The organism is Gilliamella sp. W8128, from assembly GCF_016100545.1.
Taxonomy (GTDB): domain Bacteria; phylum Pseudomonadota; class Gammaproteobacteria; order Enterobacterales; family Orbaceae; genus Gilliamella; species Gilliamella apis.
In genome coordinates this window covers 119,587-143,212 of sequence record NZ_JACFSE010000006.1, presented here as the reverse complement: position 1 = coordinate 143,212, position 23,626 = coordinate 119,587, and the positions used below count along the sequence as shown (strand labels likewise).

The window sequence follows — 23,626 nt, the reverse complement described above, 5'->3', positions numbered from 1 at the left end:
TCCTTTTTATTGCTCAGATCTAACAAGGAGTAGATTAGTGGCGAATATAATATAAATCAGAATGAAACTAACTGAAAAAACGATTAATTGGATAAGTATAAATATTTCACTATATGAAAATTCAAATACTTGATTGAAAAAGCACCATCTTATAGGGTGTTTTTTCAATCGGTAAATCATTTTCAGATAAATTAAAGCCAAAAACCGACAAAATTTTCCTATCGGAATAGTATCATGCTAAACAATGATAAATAGCATCTCTAATTTTTACTGGATAGCGTCCCAACATTCCTTCAATTGCGGTATTAGTCAAAATGACTACAGCTAATTCTTGTTGAGGGTCATAAAACCAATTATGACCATACACACCACCCCATTGAATAGTTCCTTTACTCTGAGGTGTTTGTGCTAAGATCGGGTCATCAAGCACCGCACCACCATAACCGAATCCCCATCCTGGTCCTTTTGTACCATATTTACTATTTATATAACACTTCGCCATTGTATCCATTAGTTTATTGTTACTTAAATCATTATTTATTGAAGTTAGTGATAACAGAAATTGCATAAAATCAGGTGCAGTACCAACCATACCAGCCCCACCTGAATGATAGGCTTTAGGATTAAATATGCGTTTAGGATCATAAGAAACAATCCCGTTATTCGATGATTCATCTAATTGCATAAAATAAGGGCTTGGCATAGGTAATGGTTCCGGTAAAGCATTATAATAGTGAGTAACTAATTGATTATTATCTGGTATGGTAAAGCCGGTTTTTGACATATTCAAAGGAATCGTTATGGTAGTTTTTATTATTTCTTCTAATGGCTGTTGAGTGACAGCAGTTAATACTCCACCTAGGACATCTAATGCCAATGAATAACACCAATTTGTTCCAGGAGCAAAAAGAAGAGGAGCTTTTGATAATCGATGAAGATTTTCATCTAAATCAGTTGCTATTTGATCAAAGCCGTCTGAAATCTGTAATGTATTATAAATGCCTTCACCATGAGGTTCGCAAAAACGATATTTTAGTCCCGCACTATGGGTTAATAAGTGATGCAAAGTAATAACTGGTTGCTGGCCATTTTCTAGTTTTGGAGTGAAATAAGGTAGATAATCAGTAACAGGCGAATCCAATTTTAGTAGCCCTTTTTCTGCTAAATATAATGCGGCTGCACTAACTATCGGTTTGGTAACGGATGAAAGCAAAAATTGTGAGTCAACTTGCATGGTTAATTTTTGTTCTTTATCAGCATAGCCGGATGCTTGTTGATAGATTATTTGTCCCTCTTTAGCAACCATAACAACAGATCCAACTATATGTTTTTTATCTATCGCATATTGATTCACTTTATTGATTGCTTGTCCAACATTTGCAGAAAAACGACTAACTTTCATTTTTGTCTTAACTCTTGATTGATTATTATTTCACCTAATAGTATATGTTTTTTGTAAGATAATAAATATGCTAAATGAATTTATTTTGACGATGTTTAGTTGGTTTCCTATTAATAGTTATACTTATGTAATTTAACATTATTTTTCTATTATCAGTTCCATTTAATTTGTAAGTGTAAAGTGTATGCTGTTTAGCCATGAAGAACGATAGCTCTGTTATGTATGAGGTTACTTAATTATATAATCCAATTCAGGTTAGTATGATTGAATTCGATTTCGTGTCAATTAGACTCAAGCACATTTTATTTTTATGATTTATTTTAGATTAAAACCAACTTGTGATCCCTTACCTTGTTCAGTAACAAATACCCCGACGGCAGTAATCAATTGTTCATTATAGTAAATTAATGGAATACGAGTGCGCTGCCAAGGTGGAATATGGTGTTCTTGCCATAGTTTTTTTATTGATCGTGATCCTTTGCGCTGCACAATTTGAAATTGACCTTGGGCATGAAAACGCACCGAAACGCTTTCCTCTTTTTGTGGTAAACGACAAGTTAACTTGGTTTGATAATTGGACTGTAATACGCCTAAATTATCCGGCAAGGTTAGCGAAGTATTTAAATCCCAAGGCAGGATTTGCTGTTCAATATCTTGATATAAAGGTAATAAATAGAGTTGGTTTTGATAGCGGCGAATCTGTCGGTTATGTAAAATAAATTGTGGATTAGCATCTTCTTTCGCTTGAATAACGGTTTGCCAAATTAATGACAGTTGCTTTTGACTTGGCATGCCGATATGTTGTTCTTTAAACCACATCCGCAATATTGCATTACGTTTATAATCTGAATAATCACGTAGTGGTTGGATATTAAGTTGTTTGGCATTGCCAATAATTTGCTTAAATTCTGTCGATAAAAGCTCATGGATTAATGCTTCTTGCTGTTGACATAACTCGGCACTACGTGCCACCATTTGCGAGAAATGTGGCCAACGCTGATTAAGCGTTGGCAGTACCTTTAAACGTAAAAAGTTACGGTCATAATGGTCGTCTTGATTACTTTCATCTTCAATCCAACTTAATAGATGTTGATTGGCATATTGTTCAATTTCTTCACGCGAGATCGTTAATAATGGCCGAAGATGTTGACCACTTTCAAGAGGCATAGCGGATAATCCTGTTGGGCCACTACCACGTTTTAAGGCTAGGAAGAAAGTTTCACATTGATCGTCAAGGTGCTGGGCAGTACATAACAACTCATCACTTTTTAAATGTCGATAAATAGCTTGATAGCGAGCTTCTCTGGCTTGTTCTTCAATATTGCCCGCCGCTCTATCAAGTTTGACTTTTTCAATAATCAAAGGAATTTGCCAAACATTGCATTGTTGCTGGCAATGTTCCGCCCAACTATCAGCGTTTTTGCTTAAACCATGGTGAATATAAATGGCTCTAAGTTGTAAATTTTGTGACTTTTGTCTCAAGTTGACTAATGCTTGCAGTAAAACAGTCGAATCGACACCACCACTAAAAGCAACCAGTAGCGATTGTCGACCGTTTAGATGTTGTAAAATTGTTTGTTCAATAATACTTTTAGTCTTAGCTTGATTTTGATGACTCATCGGTTATCCATTTATACTAAACTTTGTAATGCATTCACTTTGTTTTTATGCAATTTAATTCTATCTAAGCCAGCGGCAAGATCGGCGATTAAATCATCAGGATCTTCAAGGCCAATATGTAATCGAATTAATGTACCCGTGAAATCCACACCTGATACCGGGCGTATTTTTGCCAGATCTTCAGGTTGATTGGCTAAAATCAATGATTCAAATCCACCCCATGAATACGCCATTGAAAAGTGAGTCATATTATCCAAGAAATCAGATAGTTGCACGTCGCTTAAATGATCTTTAAGTACAAAAGAAAATAGACCACTAGCACCACTAAAATCACGTTTAAAAAACTCATGTCCCTTACAACTTGCCAAAGCCGGATGATTAACAGTTGCCACTTTAGGATGATTAGCTAACCAGTTTGCCACTTTTAAGCTACTTTCGTGATGTTGTTTTAACCTGACCGCTAAGGTTCGTAATCCTCGTGCTGCCATATAAGCGGTATCGGCATCACACATTTGTCCCATTAGATAAGAACGTTCACGTAATTGATCCCAACATCGTTGATTAGCAACAGCAGTACCTAACATAGCATCAGAGTGACCAATTAAATACTTAGTACCGGCTTGAATAGAGATATCAACATCGTGCTCTAATGCTTTGAATAAAACGCCAGCACTCCAAGTGTTGTCCATCATAATGACAATTTCTGGATTAACACTGCGAATCGCTTTAACAATTGCTGGTACATCATGCAGTTCCATAGTGATTGAGCTTGGTGATTCAAGAAATACCACTTTGGTATTTGGTTTAATATGATTCGTGATATAACGACCAATTAGCGGAGAAAAATAATCGGTTTCCACACCAAAATCTTTGAGTATATGTTCACAAAATTCTTGCGTTGGTTCGTAACTGGCTTCTGATACCAGAATATGATCACCGGTTTTTACAAAAGCTAAAATGGCATTTGCAATGGCTGCCGCACCGCAAGGATAGAGGTAGCAACCAGCACCACCTTCAATTTCCACCATGGCATCTTGCAGGGCAAAATGAGTTAATGTGCCGCGACGACCGTAAAATAGTGCTCCTTTAGTGCGATTTTCCATCGCTTCTTTTTTGACCTCAATTGAATCAAAAACTAGCGATGATGCTCGCTGAATAACTGAATTAACTGCACCTTGGGTATAGCGTTTTTTTCGACCAGCATGAACTAATTTTGTTTGTAATGACATGATGCATCCTTAGTAAACCGATAAATTTCGATAACAGTTAGCATAGCATGCTGTTAAAATAGTAAAAAATAATTTTTATTTAAATTGGCTTACACAACATGTTAATTGTCCAACTTGCTCATTTAGATATGGTTGAAGTGAACTATTCGCTATTATCACCACAGGTCATTGATGATGCTGAGTCATTAAGTGGTTCACGAAAAAAACAGTTTTTAGTCTGTCGTTCAATGTTAGCGAGTTTGCTTAAACAGTATTGTCAAATTGATACTTTACCGAGCATGATAGTTGGCGATAATGGCCGACCTTGCTTTTTAGATAACCATTTTCCTGATTTTAATATTAGTCATAGCCAAGATTGGATGGCGGTTGCAATATCGCTAAATGGTCAAATCGGCCTTGATATTGAAGTTGCTAGGCAGCGTAAAAATTATTTGAATGTCGCTGAAAGTATTTTTGCTAATGATGAATATCAATGGATGTTAAAACAACGTGATACTTTAACCGCATTTTGGCAACTTTGGACATTAAAAGAGTCAGCTCTTAAATTATATGCCAAAGGCGTTTGGCAAATGAAATCGGTAAAAGTTGATGTCGCAAACCAGTTGATTAGTGCGCCATTTGGCCAAGATTTTTATTATCAATATCAGCAAGTGGCATCGGTTCATCTTGCTGTTAATCAGAATAAACCTATCACCGATTTTATCTTACAATCTTAATGTTACGGACAAATTGATCATAAGTGTATGGTGATTATCCATACACTTAGATTAATTAAATTAAATAAATATCTTGCAGAATTTTCCTGTTTTTATCATCCAATTGATACTCTTTAGTTAACCAATCGTCGATGGTGGTATAGCGTTTTTTGATTTCATCAAGAGCTGCGGTTAAAAACTCTTGTTTAGCCGCAAAAATGATTTTCTGTTTCTCAAACTCTTCAGCCGATAATTTACTTTCATTTTGGCTGAGTATGGCTTGACGATAATCATTTAAATGGCGCTCGGTAAGTAAGTAATCTTGCATAACTACGTCTTCACTTACCCCCAATGCAAATAGGGTTAAAGCTACGCCAACACCAGTTCTATCTTTACCTACTGCACAATGTTGCACTAAGGGTTTTCCATTAGCACTAAGTAGTAGTGATGTTAACTTTTTATAAGCAAGATTATTAAAAGGTAATAATTGATAAAGTTTAATCATAAAATCAAACGGTGAATATTTTTTCATAACGAAAATATCATCACTGGTTAGGCTTGCTGTAATTTCATCACTTAATGGGTTTGCTGGCACATTAATATATTGACTGTTATTCCAAAGATTATCGGGATGACGATCAATTTCATGTTGATCACGATAATCTAATACATAATGCAAATTAAGCTCATCAGATAAAAAATTTTTTTCACTATCATTAAGACGTGAAAATTCACCTGAACGATACAACATTCCTGTTCGAATTTGGCGACCATCACTGGTTTTAATGCCACCTAAGTCACGAAAATTGATGCCATTTTGGATTGGTACAACTGATGTCATTATAGGTCCTTATTTATGCTTAACTTTGCTTGCTATCTTAACATGTTTCTGATTAGAATTGATTTATCGTTTTTGCATTTTTATTGCTTGAGGAATTTATTATGTCGAGTTTATCTATATTACTTTCGGAAAAACCTGCACCATCAAAGTGGGGAAAAGAGGCGTTACTTAGTTTTTCAGATGATGCTGTTACCATTCATTATCAACCGGATCATCGACATGGCGCCATTCAGCGAGCAGCAAGAAAATTAGATAATCAAGGTATTAAGTCGGTTAAACTTAGTGGTGATAATTGGGATCTAGAATCGTGTTGGCATTTTTGGCTCGGTTATCGTAATGCCAAAAATAATAATAAGGTGAGTTGGGCAAAACTTAATAGCCAAGATAAACAAGAACTAAAATATCGCTTAGCGATTATTGATTGGTGTCGAGATATTGTTAATCAACAAGCAGAAACATTAAGTCCTCTAGAATTGGCCACGCAAAGTGCAAACTTAATCAGCAATTATTCCTCAGATATTACTTATAACATTATTTCCGGCGAAGCATTAAAAGAACAGGATTATATGGGAATTTATACGGTTGGCAAAGGATCAGATCGGCCGGCAGCGTTACTTGAGCTTGATTATAATCCGACTAACAACCCCAAAGCGCCAATTGTTGCTTGTTTAGTCGGTAAAGGTATCACTTTTGATTCAGGTGGTTATAGCTTAAAGCCAAGCAGTTTTATGGAATCAATGCGATCGGATATGGGGGGCGCGGCATTAGTAACTGGTGCTCTGGCACTTGCTATTGCCCGAGGAGTTAAACATCGTATTAAACTTTATCTATGTTGTGCTGATAACTTGGTGAGTGGTAAGGCATTTAAACTGGGTGATATTATTCGATATCGTAATGGTAAAACAGTTGAAGTGGATAATACCGATGCGGAAGGACGATTAGTTTTAGCTGACGGGTTAATTAGTGCTGACAGTGATAAGCCTCACTATATTATTGATTGCGCAACCCTTACTGGAGCAGCAAAAATTGCAGTAGGTAACGATTATCAATCATTACTCTCATTTGATGACAAATTTGCTAATCAATTATTGGCAAGTAGCCAAGCGGAACATGAAGCTTTTTGGCGATTACCATTAGCTGATTTTCATCGTAGCCAATTTCCATCATCGTTTGCGGATATAGCCAATTCAGGATTACCCAATACCGCTGGTGCCAGCACTGCCGCGGCATTTTTATCTCATTTTATTAAAAATTATAAACAAAATTGGCTACACATTGACTGTTCAGCGACATTCCGCAAAAGTGCCACCGCTTTATGGGCAACTGGCGCAACAGGTATCGGGGTAAGAACGCTAGCTAATTTGTTAACTATATTAAAATGATTAGTAATGATTTTATGATGCATTAAATAGAATTTTAAAAAAGTTGATAAATATATAAGGAATATCATGAACATAAAAAAGTTACTATTAGTTATACCCCTCTTATTTTCTTTTGCTACTTATGCGAGGGATTGTGCAACAGAATTTGAAAATAAAAATTATGAAAAGGCACTTGTTGAATGTACACAAGAAGCAGAAGAAAATGACAAAGTGGCACAATATAATCTAGCTCGTATGTATGATGATGGTGAAGGAATAGAACAAGATAAACAAAAGGCGGTGTATTGGTATACAAAAGCAGCGGAGCAAGGAGATTCTACCGCACAAAATGATTTAGCGGTTATATATTATGACGATGAAGGAATAGAGCAAGATAAACTTAAAGCAGCATATTGGTTTGAAAAAGCAGCAGAACAAAATCTCTCCAGAGCACAATATAATTTAGCAGTTATGTATGAGAAAGGAGAAGGTATAGAGCAGAATAAACAAACGGCAGTATATTGGTATACAAAAGCAGCAGAGCAAGGTGACTCCAAAGCACAAAATAATTTAGCAGTTATGTATGATAAAGGTGATGGCATAAAGCAGGATAAACTTAAAGCTTTCTTTTGGTATACAAAAGCAGCAGAGCAAGGTGTATCCATTGCACAATATAATTTAGCACTTATGCATGATAAAGGTGATGGTATAAAGCAGGATAAACAGAAGGCGATATATTGGTATACAAAAGCAGCGGAGCAAGGTTATTCCTACGCACAATATAACTTAGGGCTTATGTATGATGACGATGAAGGTATAAAGCAAGATAAACTTAAAGCTTTCTTTTGGTATACAAAAGCAGCAGAACAAGGTATATCCTACGCACAATATAATTTAGCACTTATGTATAATCAAGGTGATGGCATAAAGCAGGATAAACAGAAGGCGGTATATTGGTATACAAAAGCAGCGGAGCAAGGTTACTCCAGCGCGCAATACAATTTAGCGCTTATGTATAAGTACGGTGATGGTATAAAGCAAAATAAATCTTTAGCTAAAAATTATTTAAAACAGTCTTGTAGCCAAGGTCATAAACTTGCTTGTGATGAATTAAAAATATAATCCTATGATTTAATAAAAAACCACCTTAAATCTCTAAGGTGGTTTGCTTTAAGTGTTGATTAATTTTAGAAAAACCTATTATTTATCTTCAATCACTGTTGCTTTTTTAATATAGATTGGTTCAACAGGGACATTTTGATGTGGTCCCATGCGTTTGGTGGCTACGTTAACAATTTTATCAACGACATCCATTCCTTTAACGACTTTACCAAAAACAGCATAACCATATTGGACTGGTGATTGGTAATTAAGAAAATCATTATTGACCACATTAATAAAAAATTGGCTGGTTGCGCTATCTACAGCATTGGTTCTTGCCATTGCGATAGTTCCGCGATCGTTTTTCAAGCCATTATTGGCTTCATTTTTAATTGGTTGTTGAGTTTCTTTGAATTTTAATTGATCATCAGCTCCACCGCCTTGAATCATAAATCCAGGAATGACTCGATGGAAGGTTAAATTTTCATAAAAACCGTTATTGACATAATCAAGAAAATTTTTCGTGGTAATTGGTGCATGTTCGCTATCTAATTCAATTTCAATATCGCCCATGCTGGTTTGTAATAATACTTTGCTATCAGCCAAAGCAACAGTTGAAACAAGGCTTAATAGTAATGATATAAGTAATAGTTTGATTTTTTTCATTTAACAAATCCTTACTCCAAAATAGTAGGCAAATTATACCGAATATTAGATGAATTGAAATGATTAATATGACTAAATAACTAAAATTTTGGGTAATAGCTTCCAGTATTGCGATTAATAAATAAAAAATATTCTTTATTTATTATAATTCATATTATTAGTGAGTTTATTTTCTATTTTATTTCCATTTTTAAGCTTATTTTGTAGATAAAAAACCCTGTTCCTCAAAATTTTTTGCTAAGCGATGAATCATTATGCGATGTATTTTATGTAATATGCCTTTAGTGTTGCCTCATCATGGGATTTGTAGTCAATGTGTGAAAAACTTACCAAAATTTAATAAGATTTGTTATCAATGTAGCCTTCCTCATTCATTATCAACCAAAATCTGCTATCGATGTCGTGATAAGCAGCCTTATTGGGATGAAATGGTTGCAGTAACAGAATATACGGCACCGTTAAAAAAATTAATCCAACATTTAAAATTTTATCGTAAAACTGAGTTAACTAATGCTTTGGCCAGGTTAATGTTTTTAGCTTGGTATCAACGACGGTTGAGTAGTGGTTTGGTTAAACCAGATATTGTAACTTGTGTTCCATTGCACCATTTTCGTTATTGGTCTAGAGGATTTAATCAAGCGGCATTATTAGCGAAACCGATAGCCAGATGGCTAAATTGTGATTTTCAACCTTATCTGTTATCACGAAAGTCAGTGGCACACGATCAAAAGTATCTATCGCGTAAGCAACGAATAACCAATGTTGAAACCTTATTTAGTTGCCGCGATGATTTAACCCATCAATCGATAATGCTTATTGATGATATTGTTACTACCGGCAATACCATAAATGCCATTAGCCAACAGTTAAAACAATGTGGGGCAAACTATATTCAGGTAGTTTGTTTATGTCGCACCATCTTGTAAAATCTAAAACACCCCCTATAATGACCAACAAGGTTAGTCAACTATTATCGATGATGTTAGTGATGATTAATGTCAATCGTGTCAAAGTGAGGGATTATGTCTATTATTACCATTTCTGAATCAGCGCAACAACATTTTAAAAAATTACTTGCTAATCAGCCTGATGGTACACAAATTCGGGTTTTTGTTATTAATCCTGGCACACCATCAGCAGAATGTGGGGTTTCATATTGCCCAGCAGATACTGTAGAAGATAGCGATATCGAAGAACAACAACAAGCTGGTTTTTCTATTTATATTGATGAAATTAGCGCTCCTTTTTTAGCGGAAACGGTGATTGATTATGTAACAGATGAATTAGGTTCTCAATTAACTTTAAAAGCACCAAATTCAAAAATGAAAAAGGTTGCCGATGATGCGCCGTTAATTGAACGCGTCAATTATGTTATTCAAGCACAGGTTAATCCGCAATTAGCTAGTCATGGTGGTCATGTGAGTTTGATTGAATTAACCGATGATAATTATGCGATATTACAATTTGGCGGTGGTTGTAATGGTTGTTCGATGGTCGATTACACTTTAAAAGAGGGGATTGAAAAACAGCTACTTGCTGAATTCCCTGAACTGGCAGGCGTAAAAGATATTACCGAACATCAAGCTGGAAGCCATTCATATTGTTAAAAAATTTTCGATTTACATCTTGCTTATTGCTGTGATTAAGTCATAATCGCATAATGTTTGCCAATTCACATCATGATGGGGTTATATGAATCAAGTTAGTATTATTTCAGATCTTATCGTTTGGATTGAAAAAAATTTGGAGCAACCCTTATCTATTGATAATGTCGCCCAGAAATCAGGTTATTCGAAGTGGCATTTACAACGGATGTTTAAAGAAGTAACTGGTCAAGTACTTGGTACTTATATTCGTCACCGCAGATTAACTTATGCGGCATTATCTTTGCGCATGACAAGTAAACCTATTTTAGATATTGCTATGCAATATCGTTTTGATTCGCAGCAAACTTTTACTCGTTCTTTTAAAAAGCAATTTAATGAAACACCAGCAAGTTATCGTCGTGGTGAATTTTGGGATCCTACCGGGTTAACTCCTGCTATTGAATTAAATAAAAATCGACTTTCTTTACCTGAACCTAAATTTGTGAATATGCCGAAACAAACTTTTTGGGGGATCTCTTACAAAAATAATTGTAATTTGAGTCAAATTTTAGATGAAGAAAATAAATTAAGATCGCAGTTTTTTCAAAATTATTTATCCCATTATGCTCACAATAGCGACAGTTTACCGGATAAGATTTTTGCTTTTAGCCGCATTTTGAAAAGTAAAGATAATGCTAATGAACAAGAACTTTTATATACAATTGCTTTAGATCATAATAATAATCTTGAGCATATAGAACCAATTGTTAATGAAGGTGGTTTATATCTTTGTTTTAAATATATCGGTTCGCTAGAAAATTTCAGCGATTTTATTTCTCAAGTCCATTTAGCTGCAATGCCAGCATTGAAAGTTCGGTTACGCACTTCAAGCTGTTTAATTGAGATTCATCATAATCATCATGATGATACGATTAAATGTTTTGAAGATATCCATACTATGGAATGTGATTATTGTGTACCTGTGGTTGCAGATGATGAAGTCAATATCCAGTCAAACTTGTTATAGTCTACTTTAACTAGTTTTTATAAATATTGACTATTATTTTATTTATCTGATTTCAATAGAATGTTTTCCAACCACACTTTAAATTCAGGTGTTGCTTCTTTTAAACTATTCGATCCTCTGGTAACAGTGGCAATGCCAATTTTTAATTGTTCTTTAAGTTGGCGCTGATTTATTGAGCCATCCAGTAATGATCGGACAATTTTAACTCTTGTGATTAATGCATCCCGTTCATCAGCGGTCATCAGTAATTTCAATATATCTAATGAATAACCACTATTAAATGCTTGGTGTAATATTTCAACCGTTTGGTTCCATTCTTTAGTTTTCATGTAATGCACCATTAATATTGTCTATTAAATTCGTTTGTTGTCAGTATATGAGGGTGTTGATTTCCTAAAATATATTGGTAAATATAATCATAAACTAATACACTTTTGACATAATTTCGAGTTTCATTAAAGGGAATACTTTCAATAAATGCGATAGCATCAAGTTTTCCATTACTATTATTCAACCATTTTTTTACTCGGCCAGGACCAGCATTATATGCCGCCGAGGATAAAATACGATTGTTATCATTTTGTAAATAAACACTATTTAAAAAATAAGTACCTAACTGTATATTCGTTGTCGGTTCAAACAGTTGGCTTGGTGAATAATAGGTAATATTACTGATTTTTTTGGCTGTTTCCTTAGCTGTTGCTGGCATTAATTGCATTAAACCACTGGCTCCAACTGGAGACTGTATCGTGGTGTCAAATGCACTTTCTTGCCGAGTTATTGCTAAAGCATAAGATAATGGAATCGCTTTATCTTTCAAGGCATCATTATATAAGTTTTTATACATGATAGGTAGGCGTTCAGTCCAATTATCCCATAGTTTACCAGATATTGTTGCTTGTATACTTAGTTCTCCCCAACCTTTTTGATAAGCGTATTTAGCTAAATCTAAATATTCATTTTCTGCTGTATGGTTTTTAAGTACATATCGCCATTCTTGTTTTGACTCCCCTAACATACCTAATAATCTTAATTCTTTAATTCTAATCGCAAATGGTTGCTGGTCATACTTGGCTTTAAGTGCATTGACTTCTGCAGTCGGGATCTTTTTCGATAAATTATTAATAGTATATGGTTGATTAAGAGCTTGTGCACTTACCATGCCATAAAAACCACGTTTATTAGTTAAACTTTTTAAGATATGTTTTGCTTCGTTGGTTTTATTGTTATTGAGTAATACTCGAGCGTGCCAGTATTGCCACTCCTCTTTTAATTGATCTTCTGGAGTTAGTTGTTTTAGCCAATGTGCAATATCTTTGTAATTATTAGCATCAATAGCCATGCGAATACGTTTTTCAACTAAAATTGAGTCGTGACTTTTGCTAATATAATTATCTCGCCATTTGATCTGTTCTGGGGTTGCTGAATCACTAAAATAACTATTGGCTAAGCTTTGTTGTAATTTAATTTGCTCATCATCAGTGAAATTCTGTTTTTTTATTAGTTGTGGTAATAATACCGCAGCCATTTTTTTGTCAGCTTTAACTAACCGAGGATAAGAAGCTAAAACAATTTTTTGGGTGAAGGTACTCGTTTTAATATTTTTTGAAAAATCTTCAATTTTTCGCGGATTATCAAAAATAGCTAATAAATGATTTTTGGTTGTTTGATAGTTATCATCTAGTAAGTTGGTTAAATGGCGAGCTAATTTTAAATTGTTGTTTTCTAAAGCTAGTTCTATGCGTAATAAAATAATATTTGCTGTGCGTTTACCACTTTTTGACCATGCATCTAATAAAGGATCACAAGCCGAAGGCAATTCTTTACCTGTTAACCATAGCGATTCAACATTATCGAATACCGCTTTATCTTGATGTTGTTGTAATTTTGCATACTGATATCGGCAATTAGAGGCAATGGAATTATCTATAGGAAAAGTGATAATTGCATTCCAGTCTTGACGGTTAGCCAGCTCAGTTATATAAGCCTGAGTTAATGACGATGTTAATGGGAAATCATGATATTTTTTTGCAAAATCACTCACAGCTTGTGTTGATACTGTTTTAATGTTGTTTTGAAAAAATTGCACAGCAGCATAAGGGTATAGTGGATAGTTTTTTAATTGTTTTAGTAATTTCTGTTGTTCATCAAAAGTTAATGATTGATAAGTGTTTTGCCACTTTTGGTAATTTTGTCGCAAATCATTCAAAGTAGGCTCCGCAAACACACTTTTAGCCCAAAGTATGCTTAATATTAAACACCAGCGTATTACTAAATTCATTCTTAAACTCCTGTATCAAATTAGTTTATTAGATTAGCATATTCCCGTATATTTCGTCGATGAAGAACTGATAACTTAATTCCCACTAAAATAGTCAACTAAATACTTGACTAAAAGTAATGGATATATAAAATATTTACTATTAAATATAGGGGAATGATTAATGAAATTGACATCAAAAGGGCGATATGCAGTGACAGCTATGTTAGATGTAGCACTGCATTCAGAATCAGGCCCTGTATCACTTGCTGATATTTCAGAACGTCAGGAAATCTCACTATCTTATTTAGAACAACTGTTTTCACGATTGCGTAAAAATGGTTTAGTTTCAAGTGTTAGAGGTCCTGGTGGTGGTTATGTACTCGGCCGTAGTATGGAGCAAATTGCGATTAGCTCAATTGTAAAAGCTGTTGATGAAACTGTTCATGCGACTAAATGCCACGGTAATACCGGATGTCAAAATGGTGTAAGATGCCTTACCCATAGTTTATGGAATGACTTGAGTGAGCGAATCAATGATTTTTTGACCAGCATTACTTTAAGCGAATTGGTTAATAATCAAGAAGTGAAAGCCGTCTTTAATCGACAAAGTCATCTTCATCAAAACAGAATTAATTAAAAATACAGAATTTGTAATTGGGAGTAATTAATGAAATTACCTATTTATATGGATTATGCAGCAACAACGCCTGTAGATCCTAGAGTAGCTGAAAAAATGATGCAGTATTTAACACCCGATGGTGTTTTTGGTAACCCCGCTTCTCGTTCACATAAATTTGGTTGGCAAGCTGAAGAAGCCGTTGATATTGCACGAAATCAAATTGCTGACTTAATTGGTGCCGATTCACGTGAAATTGTATTTACTTCAGGCGCGACAGAAGCCGATAACTTAGCCATTAAAGGTGCGGCGCATTTTAATCATGCTAAAGGTAAGCACATTATTACCTGTAAAACGGAACATAAAGCAGTGCTTGATACTTGTCGTCAATTAGAACGAGAAGGTTATGAAGTGACTTATTTAGCACCAGAATCAAATGGTATTCTTGATCTTGATAAACTGGCTGCAGCGATGCGTAGTGACACAACTGTTGTATCAATTATGCACGTTAATAATGAAACTGGTGTTATTCAGGATATCGAAAAAATCGGCGAAATGTGCCGTGAAAGAGGCATTGTATTTCATGTTGATGCAACCCAAAGTGTTGGTAAATTACCGATTGACCTAACTAAATTAAAAGTCGATCTTATGTCGTTCTCTGGTCATAAGATCTATGGGCCAAAAGGCATTGGTGGACTTTATGTTAGACGTAAACCACGAGTACGTATTGAAGCCCAAATGCATGGTGGTGGACATGAACGCGGTATGCGTTCTGGTACTTTACCGGTACACCAAATTGTGGGTATGGGTGAAGCGTACCGTATAGCAAAAGAAGAGATGACAACAGAAATACCACGTCTTTTAGCTCTAAAAACTCGTTTATGGAATGGATTAAAAGATATTGATGAAGTTTATCTTAATGGTTCATTAGAGCATGGTGTGGCTAATATTTTAAATGTAAGCTTTGCTTATATTGAAGGTGAATCACTTATGATGGCGCTAAAAGATTTAGCAGTATCATCTGGTTCAGCATGTACTTCTGCAAGTTTAGAGCCGTCTTATGTATTACGAGCACTAGGACTTAATGATGAACTTGCCCATAGTTCAATAAGATTTTCATTTGGTCGATTTAGTACCGAAGAAGAAGTAGATTATGTAATTAAGTTAATTAAAGATTCTATCGGTAAATTAAGAGATCTTTCTCCACTTTGGGAAATGTTTAAAGATGGTGTTGATTTAACAAAAATTAAGTGGTCAGCCCATTAAAAATTAGGAGTAAATTATGGCATATAGTGAAAAAGTCGTCGATCATTATGAAAATCCACGCAATGTAGGTTCTTTTGATCAAAATGATCCAAATGTTGGTAGTGGTATGGTTGGTGCACCAGCATGTGGCGATGTAATGCGGTTACAAATCAAAGTTAATGATGATGGTATTATTGAGGATGCCAAATTTAAAACTTATGGTTGTGGTAGTGCAATTGCCTCAAGCTCATTAGTGACTGAATGGATTAAAGGTAAATCATTAGATGAAGCTGAAGCAATAAAAAATACTGATATAGCGAAAGAATTAGCTTTGCCTCCAGTTAAAATTCACTGTTCAATTTTAGCGGAAGACGCCATTAAAGCAGCAATTGATGATTATAAAACCAAAAAAGGACAACGTTAATGGCAATCACATTAACTAATAGCGCAGCAAATCGAGTTCAGGCCTTTTTAGCTAACAGAGGTAAAGGGGTTGGGCTTCGGTTAGGCGTTAAAACTTCTGGCTGTTCGGGAATGGCTTATGTAATAGAATTTGCTGATATCATTAATGATGATGATAGTGTTTTTGAAGATAAAGATGTCAAAGTGATCATTGACAAAAAAAGTTTAGTTTATCTTGATGGAACAGAACTTGATTTTGTTAAAGAAGGTCTAAATGAAGGCTTTAAATTCAATAACCCTAACGCTAGCAATGAATGTGGTTGTGGCGAAAGCTTTAATGTTTAATGGGACATGAATTGTGATTAATTACTTTGAATTATTTCAATTACCAATTCAATTACCTATTGATAATGGTCAGTTAACGACTAACTATCAACAATTGCAACGGCAATATCATCCTGATAATTTTGCTCAGGCAACAGATAATGAAAAAGTGGCGATTATTCAAAAGTCGGCAATGATCAATGATGGTTATCAGACCCTAAAAAATCCGATAAAAGCGGCTGAATACTTTTTATCATTGCAAGGTTTTGATGTTGCAACAGAGCAAAATATTATTCATGATGCCGATTTTTTAATGGAACAATTTAGTTTGCGTGAAAAATTGGATGATATTGAAAATCAAAATAATATTGATCTGTTAGATGATTTTCATTCGGAAATTTCGCAACGAAAAAAACAAGTCTATCATCAGCTATTGCAACATATGTCCCAACAAGATTGGCAAAGCGCAGTTAATCAAATCTATAAAATCCGTTATCTTGCTAGATTGATTGAACAGATCGAAAAGTTACAAGAAAAGCAATTTGCTCTATAATTTAAGATTAAGTAACACATCAATTAGAGATAGATCAAATGGTATTATTACAGATCAGTGAACCGGGACAAACCCCAGAACCTCATCAACGTCGATTAGCTATTGGCATAGATCTAGGGACAACTAATTCTTTAGTCGCAACAGTTCGTAGTGGGCAAGCAGAAGTTTTGCCAGATTTAGATGGTAATGCATTATTACCATCTGTTGTGTATTATGGCCTTGACCATGATGATAATACTATTATTACTGTCGGTAAAAATGCTAAAACTAATGCAGCCAATGATCCATTGAATACGGTTAGTTCAATAAAACGCTTAATGGGAAGAAGCTTAACTGATATTGATAGTTCACGCTTTCCCTATACTTTTTCACAAACTGATAATGGCGTTCCTTTATTAAATTTACCTAATCAGCAAGTTAATCCAGTACAAGTTTCAGCTGAAATTTTGATTGCTTTGGCCGATCGAGCTAAACAAAGCTTAGATGGTGAGATTGATGGCGCAGTAATAACAGTACCAGCTTATTTTGATGATGCGCAAAGACAAGCAACTAAGGATGCGGCTAAATTAGCTGGATTACATGTTTTAAGATTACTGAATGAACCAACTGCTGCTGCTATTGCTTATGGCTTAGATTCAGGTAAAGAAGGTGTTATTGCTGTTTATGATTTAGGTGGTGGTACATTTGATATCTCTATTTTACGTCTACATAAAGGTGTATTTGAAGTTTTAGCAACCGGAGGAGATTCAGCACTTGGCGGTGATGATTTTGACCGATTACTTGCTGATTATTTAAAAGTACAGTTAGGTTTAAATAACAATTCTGACCCATATATAAACCAAAAAATTATCGATGAAGCAGTTAAAATTAAAATTATATTAAGCCAGCAAGATTCTGCTTTAGTGAATATAGAAGGGCAATCTTTAACAATAACTCGTAAACAATTTGAAGACTTAATTGAACCTTTAGTTAAACGAACATTGGCAGTTTGTCGCCGTGCATTGAAAGATGCACAAATTGATTTTGATGAAGTTAGTGAAGTTGTGATGGTCGGTGGCTCAACTCGAGTGCCATTAGTAAGGCAATTAGTTGGTCGTTATTTCAAAACTGAACCTTTAACCTCGATTGATCCAGATAAAGTTGTTGCCATTGGTGCCGCAATACAGGCGGATATACTGGTTGGCAATAAACCTGATTCAGACATGTTATTGCTGGATGTTATTCCTTTATCTTTAGGGATTGAAACTATGGGGGAATTAGTTGAAAAAATTATTCCTCGTAATAGCACAATTCCATGCGCTCGAGCACAAGAGTTTACCACATTTAAAGATGGCCAAACGGCGATGATGATTCATGTTTTGCAAGGTGAACGAGAAAGTGTTGCCGATTGCCGTTCGTTAGCAAAATTTACTTTGCGAGGGATCCCTCCTATGCCAGCAGGTGGTGCGCATATTCGAGTTACCTTTCAAGTCGATGCTGATGGTTTATTGAGTGTTACGGCAATGGAAAAATCGACCGGGATTGAGGCGGCGATTCAAGTTAAGCCTTCTTATGGACTGTCAGAAAACGAAATTGCTAGCATGATTCAAGATTCAATCAATTATGCAAATCAAGATAAACAACTAAGAAAGCTTGCCGAACAGAAAGTAGAGGCAGCCAGAGTACTTGAAACATTACAATCTGCACTAGATAAAGATGCTGATTTATTAGATGAAGAGGAACTTAATCTTATCTTGAATGCCAAGCAAAAATTGCAACAAGCAACGGAATCTAATGATTGTTCTTTGATTGAGCAGCAAATTAAACATGTTGATAACGCAACACAAACCTTTGCTGCTAAACGTATGAATAGATCAATACGTGATGCCTTAACCGGGCATAGCGTTGATGATATTTAACCAATGAGATTATTATGCCAAAAATTACCTTTTTACCAAATGCTGATCTTTGTCCTGAAGGAAAAACTGTTGAGGCCGAAGAAGGCGAATCAATATTAGATGTCGCTTTGCGCAATGACATCGAAATAGAGCATGCTTGTGAAATGTCTTGTGCTTGTTCAACTTGTCACTGTATTGTCCGAAAAGGATTTGATTCACTTGAAGAAAGTGATGAACAAGAGGATGATATGCTAGATAAAGCTTGGGGTGTCGAGCCTCATAGTCGTTTAAGTTGCCAAGCTCGAGTAGCCGATGAAGATCTTGAAGTCGAAATTCCAAGATATAGCCTTAATCACGCCAAAGAAGATCATTAATTAGTCGCCTTTATGGCGACATCCTTCTGTAAAAACACCTTTCCTCAAATTTTTACTTGTGATAATTATCTCATTTTATTTACCTAATTGACTTAGTTGCTTTCAACTTGATAATGATTCTGCTATAGTCACAGACTAAACATATGCTTAAAAATAGACAGGTGTTTATGAATCAAAGAGAAAAGCAGATTCTTACGATTATTCGCAAAGATCCCTTCATCCAACAACAAGTGATTGCTGAAATGTTAGGCATTACCCGTTCTAGTGTAGCTGGTTACATTATGACTTTGACTCAAAAAGGTTATATAAAAGGAAAAGGTTATCTTTTGTCTGAAAATAATCATGTGGTTGTCGTGGGTTCTTGTAACATGGATGTGACCGGATATTCAGATGAAAAGTTAGTTTATCAAGATTCTAATCCTGGTAAGATTCGTTGTACTCCTGGCGGTGTAGGGCGAAATATTGCTGAAAATTTGGCGCTTTTAGGACTTGATACCCATCTTATTTCAATGATTGGCGATGATTTCTATGGTGCCCAGCTTATTGAACATACCCGAAAAGCCGGTGTTAATATGGAGCATTGCCATGTGATAAAAGGCGATAGTACTTCAACTTACCTCTCTCTGCTTGATCAATCAGGAGAAATGGTGATAGCTATTAATGATATGGATATTATTAACAAACTAACACCAAGTTTATTAAATGAATCTAAGCAGTTAATTCAGCATGCTAAATTACTAGTTATCGACTGTAATTTGCAACAAGAAGCATTAACATGGCTGTTTAATAATGCTGGGGAAGTGCCTATTTTTGTTGATACTGTATCTGCATTTAAGTCTCATAAGATTAAAGCTTGGTTGTCATATATTCATACTTTAAAACCTAACCGACTAGAAGCCGAAATTTTAAGTGGAATAAAAATCGAAACTAATGACGATATTCCTAAAGTGGTTGACTGGTTCCATCAGCAAGGCGTGCAACGAATTGCAATTAGCGCTGGTGCTGATGGTGTTTATTATAGCGAAATCAATGGTGATCGTGGTTGGTCTGCATCCATTCCAACTGATATTGTCAGCGTTACTGGTGCTGGTGATGCAATGCTTGCAGGGCTTGTTCAAGGTTACTTGAATGGACTGAGTTTTTATCAAAGTGTGAGATTTGGTCAAGCTTGTTCGGCATTAACATTATCATCTGAATTTACTAATAATCCTAATTTATCAATTAATTGTGTTCAAAATATTTTGGAGTCCCTTTCATGAACAATGTGTCTAAATATAATCAATATCTTGATATTTCGCCTGAAGTTAAACAAGCTCTTGAAAATAATCAACCGGTTGTGGCATTAGAATCTACCATTATTTCACATGGTATGCCATATCCACAAAATGTTGAAACTGCATTAAAAGTAGAAGAAATTGTCAGACAAAATGGCGCAATACCTGCCACTATTGCGGTAATTAATGGTCGTTTAAAAGCTGGTTTGTCAAAAGAAGAGATAACAATTCTTGGTAAAGAAGGATTAAATGTAACTAAAGTGAGTCGTCGAGATTTACCAGTAGTTGTAGCTAATAAACAAAATGGTGCAACTACCGTTGCCGCAACCATGATTATCGCTGAATTAGCCGGTATTCGTGTGTTTGCAACTGGTGGGCTTGGTGGTGTTCATCGTGGGGCAGAACATACATTTGATATTTCTGCCGATCTTCAAGAACTTGCCAATACTAGTGTTGCAGTTGTTTGTGCTGGTGCTAAATCAATTTTAGACTTAGGTTTAACGATGGAATATCTTGAAACATTTGGTGTTCCTGTGGTTGGTTATCAAACTGAAAAACTACCGTCATTTTTTAGTCGAACTAGCCCATTTGATGTTAGTGTCAAACTAGATAGTGCCAAACAAATAGCTGAGATGATTAAGGTAAAATGGGATTTAGGCTTAAATGGTGGGGTTGTGGTTGCTAATCCTATCCCAACACAATATGCAATGGATGAAGAGTTAATTTCAGCAGCAATTGAAAAAGCCTTAAAAGAATCAGTAGAGCAAGGAATTAAAGGTAAAGAAACTACCCCATTTTTATTGGCAAAAGTAGTGGAATTAACTGGTGGTGATAGTTTAGAAGCAAATATCAACCTTGTCTTTAATAATGCAAAATTAGCTTCTGAAATTGCGATGAGTTATTGCAATAGTAAATAAATTTAATGCAAATAAAGATTGTATTTTGTAATCTAAACTGCTTTTAAATAATGGAACAGCATCACTATGATTACTGTTTCATTATTAGCTAATCAATTAGATAATTATATACAAGTTTTTATAATTACTCCTTGCATTAGCCAATAAATCCCGTATAATTGTCGCACTTTGTTTGCTGATTTTTCAATAAACAAATGCGTAAAAAGATATAGTCTTTATGTCAAAATATTGAATTATATCAACAATATCTCCGATTTGGGGATTACGAAAAGAACGGATTACACTCTCCTGTCAATCGAAACAGGGCAAGAGGAGTAATCTTTTGTTATAACTTTTAAATAGTGGAGCTCTGGTCTCATGTCGAACCAAAGAATCCGTATCCGGTTAAAAGCGTTTGATCATCGTTTGATTGATCAATCAACTGCTGAAATTGTAGAAACTGCGAAGCGCACTGGCGCACAAGTTCGTGGTCCTATTCCATTACCGACACGCAAAGAGCGTTTCACAGTATTGATTTCTCCGCACGTTAATAAAGATGCGCGTGATCAATATGAGATTCGCACTCATAAACGTCTAGTTGATATTGTAGAGCCAACTGAAAAAACAGTTGATGCTTTAATGCGTCTAGATCTTGCTGCCGGTGTTGATGTGCAGATCAGTTTAGGTTAATCCTAAGCTGAATGATTGAGAGGTCGAAACAATGATTGGTTTAATCGGTCGTAAAGTAGGAATGACACGAATCTTCACCGAAGAGGGTGTTTCTATTCCTGTCACCGTAGTTGAAGTTCAAAGCAACCGCGTTACTCAAGTTAAAACACTTGAAAATGACGGTTATCAAGCTATTCAGGTTACTACTGGCAGCAAAAAAGCAAGCCGAGTAAATAAACCTGAAGCAGGTCATTTCGCTAAGGCTGGCGTTGAAGCTGGTCGTGGTCTATGGGAATTCCGTTTTGAAGAAGGCGAATATACTGTAGGTCAAAGCATTAACGTTGATATTTTCACAGACGTTAAAAAAGTTGATGTTACTGGTACATCTAAAGGTAAAGGTTTCGCTGGCGTAACTAAACGTTGGAATTTCCGCACTCAAGATGCTACTCATGGTAACTCTTTGGCACACCGTGGTCATGGCTCTATTGGTCAAAACCAAACTCCAGGTAAAGTGTTCAAAGGTCGTAAAATGGCAGGTCACTTAGGTAATGAACGTGTAACTGTTCAAAACTTAGATATTGTTCGTGTTGATGCTGAACGTAACCTTTTATTAATTAAAGGTGCAGTACCAGGCGCGATCAATAGTGACGTAATTGTTAAACCGGCAATCAAGGCTTAACGTCGAGGAGATAGAGATGGAATTAGTAGTAAAAGACGCGCAAGCGCTTTCTGTTTCCGAAACTACCTTCGGACGTGAGTTTAATGAAGCGTTAGTTCACCAAGTAGTTGTTGCTTATGCATCTGCTGCTCGTCAAGGCTCTCGCGCACAAAAAACTCGTGCAGAAATCGCTGGTTCAGGCAAAAAACCATGGCGTCAAAAAGGCACAGGTCGTGCTCGTTCAGGTTCTATTAAGAGCCCAATCTGGCGTAGTGGTGGTGTAACATTTGCAGCAAAACCACAAGATCATAGCCAAAAAGTTAACCGTAAAATGTATCGTGGTGCATTAAAGAGTATTTTCTCTGAATTAGTGCGTCAAGAACGTTTAATCGTGGTTGAAACATTTACTGTTGAAGCACCTAAGACTAAATTATTAACTCAGAAATTAAATGATATGAACCTAAAAGATGTGCTAATCATTACTTCTGAAGTTGATGAAAATCTTTTCTTAGCAGCACGTAACTTATATAAAGTTGATGTGCGTGATGTGGCAGGTATTGATCCAGTTAGTTTGATTGCATTTGACAAAGTGGTTATCACTGTTGATGCCGTTAAACAAGTAGAGGAGATGTTAGCATGATTCGTGAAGAGCGTCTGCTTAAAGTCCTGCGAGCACCACATGTTTCTGAAAAAGCATCTATTTCAATGGAAAAAACAAATACATTAGTATTGAAAGTTGCTAAAGATGCTACTAAGAGAGAGATTAAAGCCGCAGTTGAACAACTATTTGAAGTCAAAGTAGATGACGTTAATACTCTTGTTGTTAAAGGCAAAGTAAAACGTCGTGGTCAACAAATCGGTCGCCGTAGCGACTGGAAAAAAGCTTACGTTACTTTAGCAGAAGGTCAAAATTTAGACCTTGCTGGCGTCGCTGAGTAATTCGGAGG

26 protein-coding genes are annotated in these 23,626 nt (G+C 35.5%); 19 read left to right on the top strand and 7 right to left on the bottom strand.

What is annotated here, in order from left to right; translation table 11 throughout:
• Positions 1-232 precede the first annotated feature (232 nt).
• From H3U97_RS07705 to metC, 3 genes are all read right to left on the bottom strand, one after another.
• The gene (locus H3U97_RS07705; protein WP_086353752.1) at positions 233-1,402 is read right to left on the bottom strand and encodes a serine hydrolase; all 1,170 of its coding nucleotides are present in this window, start codon (positions 1,400-1,402) and stop codon (positions 233-235) included.
• Positions 1,403-1,717: 315 nt separating this feature from the next.
• Positions 1,718-3,022 carry a tRNA lysidine(34) synthetase TilS gene (gene tilS / locus H3U97_RS07700; RefSeq protein WP_086353753.1) on the bottom strand — a complete coding sequence of 435 codons (1,305 nt, stop codon included), beginning with the start codon at positions 3,020-3,022 and terminating at the stop codon, positions 1,718-1,720.
• 11 nt (positions 3,023-3,033) lie between these two features.
• A complete protein-coding gene (gene metC / locus H3U97_RS07695; protein WP_198198640.1) occupies positions 3,034-4,251 on the bottom strand; it encodes a cystathionine beta-lyase in 1,218 nt (405 codons plus the stop codon).
• Positions 4,252-4,349: 98 nt separating this feature from the next.
• On the opposite strand from metC, the gene H3U97_RS07690 reads away from it, so the two are divergent.
• Positions 4,350-4,967, top strand: a complete 618-nt coding sequence (locus tag H3U97_RS07690) for a 4'-phosphopantetheinyl transferase superfamily protein (RefSeq protein WP_198198639.1) — start codon at positions 4,350-4,352, stop codon at positions 4,965-4,967.
• A gap of 55 nt (positions 4,968-5,022) precedes the next feature.
• On the opposite strand, the gene H3U97_RS07685 is transcribed toward H3U97_RS07690, so the two are convergent.
• Positions 5,023-5,787, bottom strand: coding sequence for a tyrosine-protein phosphatase (locus H3U97_RS07685; RefSeq protein WP_086353756.1), 765 nt, complete (start codon positions 5,785-5,787; stop codon positions 5,023-5,025).
• A gap of 101 nt (positions 5,788-5,888) precedes the next feature.
• On the opposite strand from H3U97_RS07685, the gene pepB reads away from it, so the two are divergent.
• Together pepB and H3U97_RS07675 are read left to right on the top strand one after the other, a co-directional pair.
• Positions 5,889-7,169, top strand: coding sequence for an aminopeptidase PepB (gene pepB, locus H3U97_RS07680; RefSeq protein WP_034901472.1), 1,281 nt, complete (start codon positions 5,889-5,891; stop codon positions 7,167-7,169).
• A 66-nt stretch (positions 7,170-7,235) separates the two neighbouring features.
• Complete coding sequence (locus tag H3U97_RS07675; RefSeq protein ID WP_198198638.1) at positions 7,236-8,270, top strand: SEL1-like repeat protein; 1,035 nt, start codon at positions 7,236-7,238, stop codon at positions 8,268-8,270.
• 78 nt (positions 8,271-8,348) lie between these two features.
• On the opposite strand, the gene H3U97_RS07670 is transcribed toward H3U97_RS07675, so the two are convergent.
• Entirely contained in the window at positions 8,349-8,915 is a 567-nt protein-coding gene (locus H3U97_RS07670; protein ID WP_065651353.1) for a peptidylprolyl isomerase, read from the bottom strand.
• 254 nt (positions 8,916-9,169) lie between these two features.
• Here H3U97_RS07670 and H3U97_RS07665 point away from each other — a divergent pair, with 254 nt between their 5' ends.
• The 3 genes from H3U97_RS07665 to robA all read left to right on the top strand — a co-directional run bounded on the left by H3U97_RS07665 (position 9,170) and on the right by robA (position 11,528).
• Positions 9,170-9,841 (top strand): phosphoribosyltransferase family protein, encoded by a 672-nt coding sequence (locus H3U97_RS07665; RefSeq protein ID WP_065651352.1) that lies wholly within the window; start codon positions 9,170-9,172, stop codon positions 9,839-9,841.
• A gap of 102 nt (positions 9,842-9,943) precedes the next feature.
• Positions 9,944-10,522, top strand: coding sequence for a Fe-S biogenesis protein NfuA (gene nfuA / locus H3U97_RS07660; RefSeq protein ID WP_198198684.1), 579 nt, complete (start codon positions 9,944-9,946; stop codon positions 10,520-10,522).
• A gap of 85 nt (positions 10,523-10,607) precedes the next feature.
• On the top strand, positions 10,608-11,528 hold the full coding sequence (gene robA / locus H3U97_RS07655; protein WP_065651351.1) for an MDR efflux pump AcrAB transcriptional activator RobA: 921 nt from the start codon (positions 10,608-10,610) through the stop codon (positions 11,526-11,528).
• 38 nt (positions 11,529-11,566) lie between these two features.
• On the opposite strand, the gene trpR is transcribed toward robA, so the two are convergent.
• Both trpR and sltY read right to left on the bottom strand, forming a co-directional pair.
• Positions 11,567-11,857 carry a trp operon repressor gene (gene trpR, locus H3U97_RS07650; protein ID WP_207463508.1) on the bottom strand — a complete coding sequence of 97 codons (291 nt, stop codon included), beginning with the start codon at positions 11,855-11,857 and terminating at the stop codon, positions 11,567-11,569.
• An 11-nt stretch (positions 11,858-11,868) separates the two neighbouring features.
• Complete coding sequence (gene sltY, locus H3U97_RS07645) at positions 11,869-13,809, bottom strand: murein transglycosylase (RefSeq protein WP_198198637.1); 1,941 nt, start codon at positions 13,807-13,809, stop codon at positions 11,869-11,871.
• Positions 13,810-13,972: 163 nt separating this feature from the next.
• Here sltY and iscR point away from each other — a divergent pair, with 163 nt between their 5' ends.
• The 13 genes from iscR (at position 13,973) to rplW (ending at position 23,618) form a co-directional block, all read left to right on the top strand.
• Entirely contained in the window at positions 13,973-14,428 is a 456-nt protein-coding gene (gene iscR, locus H3U97_RS07640) for a Fe-S cluster assembly transcriptional regulator IscR (RefSeq protein WP_034902406.1), read from the top strand.
• A gap of 30 nt (positions 14,429-14,458) precedes the next feature.
• A complete protein-coding gene (locus H3U97_RS07635; RefSeq protein ID WP_086353762.1) occupies positions 14,459-15,673 on the top strand; it encodes an IscS subfamily cysteine desulfurase in 1,215 nt (404 codons plus the stop codon).
• A gap of 16 nt (positions 15,674-15,689) precedes the next feature.
• Complete coding sequence (gene iscU / locus H3U97_RS07630) at positions 15,690-16,076, top strand: Fe-S cluster assembly scaffold IscU (RefSeq protein WP_034884104.1); 387 nt, start codon at positions 15,690-15,692, stop codon at positions 16,074-16,076.
• Entirely contained in the window at positions 16,076-16,399 is a 324-nt protein-coding gene (iscA, locus tag H3U97_RS07625) for an iron-sulfur cluster assembly protein IscA (RefSeq protein ID WP_034902400.1), read from the top strand. Before iscU ends, iscA begins: the two co-directional genes overlap by 1 nt.
• 13 nt (positions 16,400-16,412) lie before the next feature.
• On the top strand, positions 16,413-16,931 hold the full coding sequence (gene hscB, locus H3U97_RS07620) for a co-chaperone HscB (protein WP_198198636.1): 519 nt from the start codon (positions 16,413-16,415) through the stop codon (positions 16,929-16,931).
• A 38-nt stretch (positions 16,932-16,969) separates the two neighbouring features.
• Positions 16,970-18,829: a Fe-S protein assembly chaperone HscA gene (gene hscA / locus H3U97_RS07615; protein ID WP_198198635.1), complete on the top strand. Its 1,860-nt coding sequence runs from the start codon at positions 16,970-16,972 to the stop codon at positions 18,827-18,829.
• A gap of 14 nt (positions 18,830-18,843) precedes the next feature.
• Positions 18,844-19,182 carry an ISC system 2Fe-2S type ferredoxin gene (fdx, locus tag H3U97_RS07610; protein ID WP_034902394.1) on the top strand — a complete coding sequence of 113 codons (339 nt, stop codon included), beginning with the start codon at positions 18,844-18,846 and terminating at the stop codon, positions 19,180-19,182.
• A 167-nt stretch (positions 19,183-19,349) separates the two neighbouring features.
• The gene (locus H3U97_RS07605) at positions 19,350-20,441 is read left to right on the top strand and encodes a PfkB family carbohydrate kinase (protein ID WP_174564987.1); all 1,092 of its coding nucleotides are present in this window, start codon (positions 19,350-19,352) and stop codon (positions 20,439-20,441) included.
• Entirely contained in the window at positions 20,438-21,373 is a 936-nt protein-coding gene (locus H3U97_RS07600) for a pseudouridine-5'-phosphate glycosidase (RefSeq protein ID WP_034902387.1), read from the top strand. The genes H3U97_RS07605 and H3U97_RS07600 overlap by 4 nt, the downstream gene beginning before the upstream one ends.
• A 357-nt stretch (positions 21,374-21,730) precedes the next feature.
• On the top strand, positions 21,731-22,042 hold the full coding sequence (rpsJ, locus tag H3U97_RS07595; protein ID WP_006120582.1) for a 30S ribosomal protein S10: 312 nt from the start codon (positions 21,731-21,733) through the stop codon (positions 22,040-22,042).
• Between the two features lie 31 nt (positions 22,043-22,073).
• Complete coding sequence (rplC, locus tag H3U97_RS07590) at positions 22,074-22,700, top strand: 50S ribosomal protein L3 (protein WP_034902384.1); 627 nt, start codon at positions 22,074-22,076, stop codon at positions 22,698-22,700.
• A 16-nt stretch (positions 22,701-22,716) separates the two neighbouring features.
• Entirely contained in the window at positions 22,717-23,319 is a 603-nt protein-coding gene (gene rplD / locus H3U97_RS07585; RefSeq protein WP_034902381.1) for a 50S ribosomal protein L4, read from the top strand.
• The gene (gene rplW, locus H3U97_RS07580; protein WP_034885052.1) at positions 23,316-23,618 is read left to right on the top strand and encodes a 50S ribosomal protein L23; all 303 of its coding nucleotides are present in this window, start codon (positions 23,316-23,318) and stop codon (positions 23,616-23,618) included. The genes rplD and rplW overlap by 4 nt, the downstream gene beginning before the upstream one ends.
• Positions 23,619-23,626: the final 8 nt, after the last annotated feature.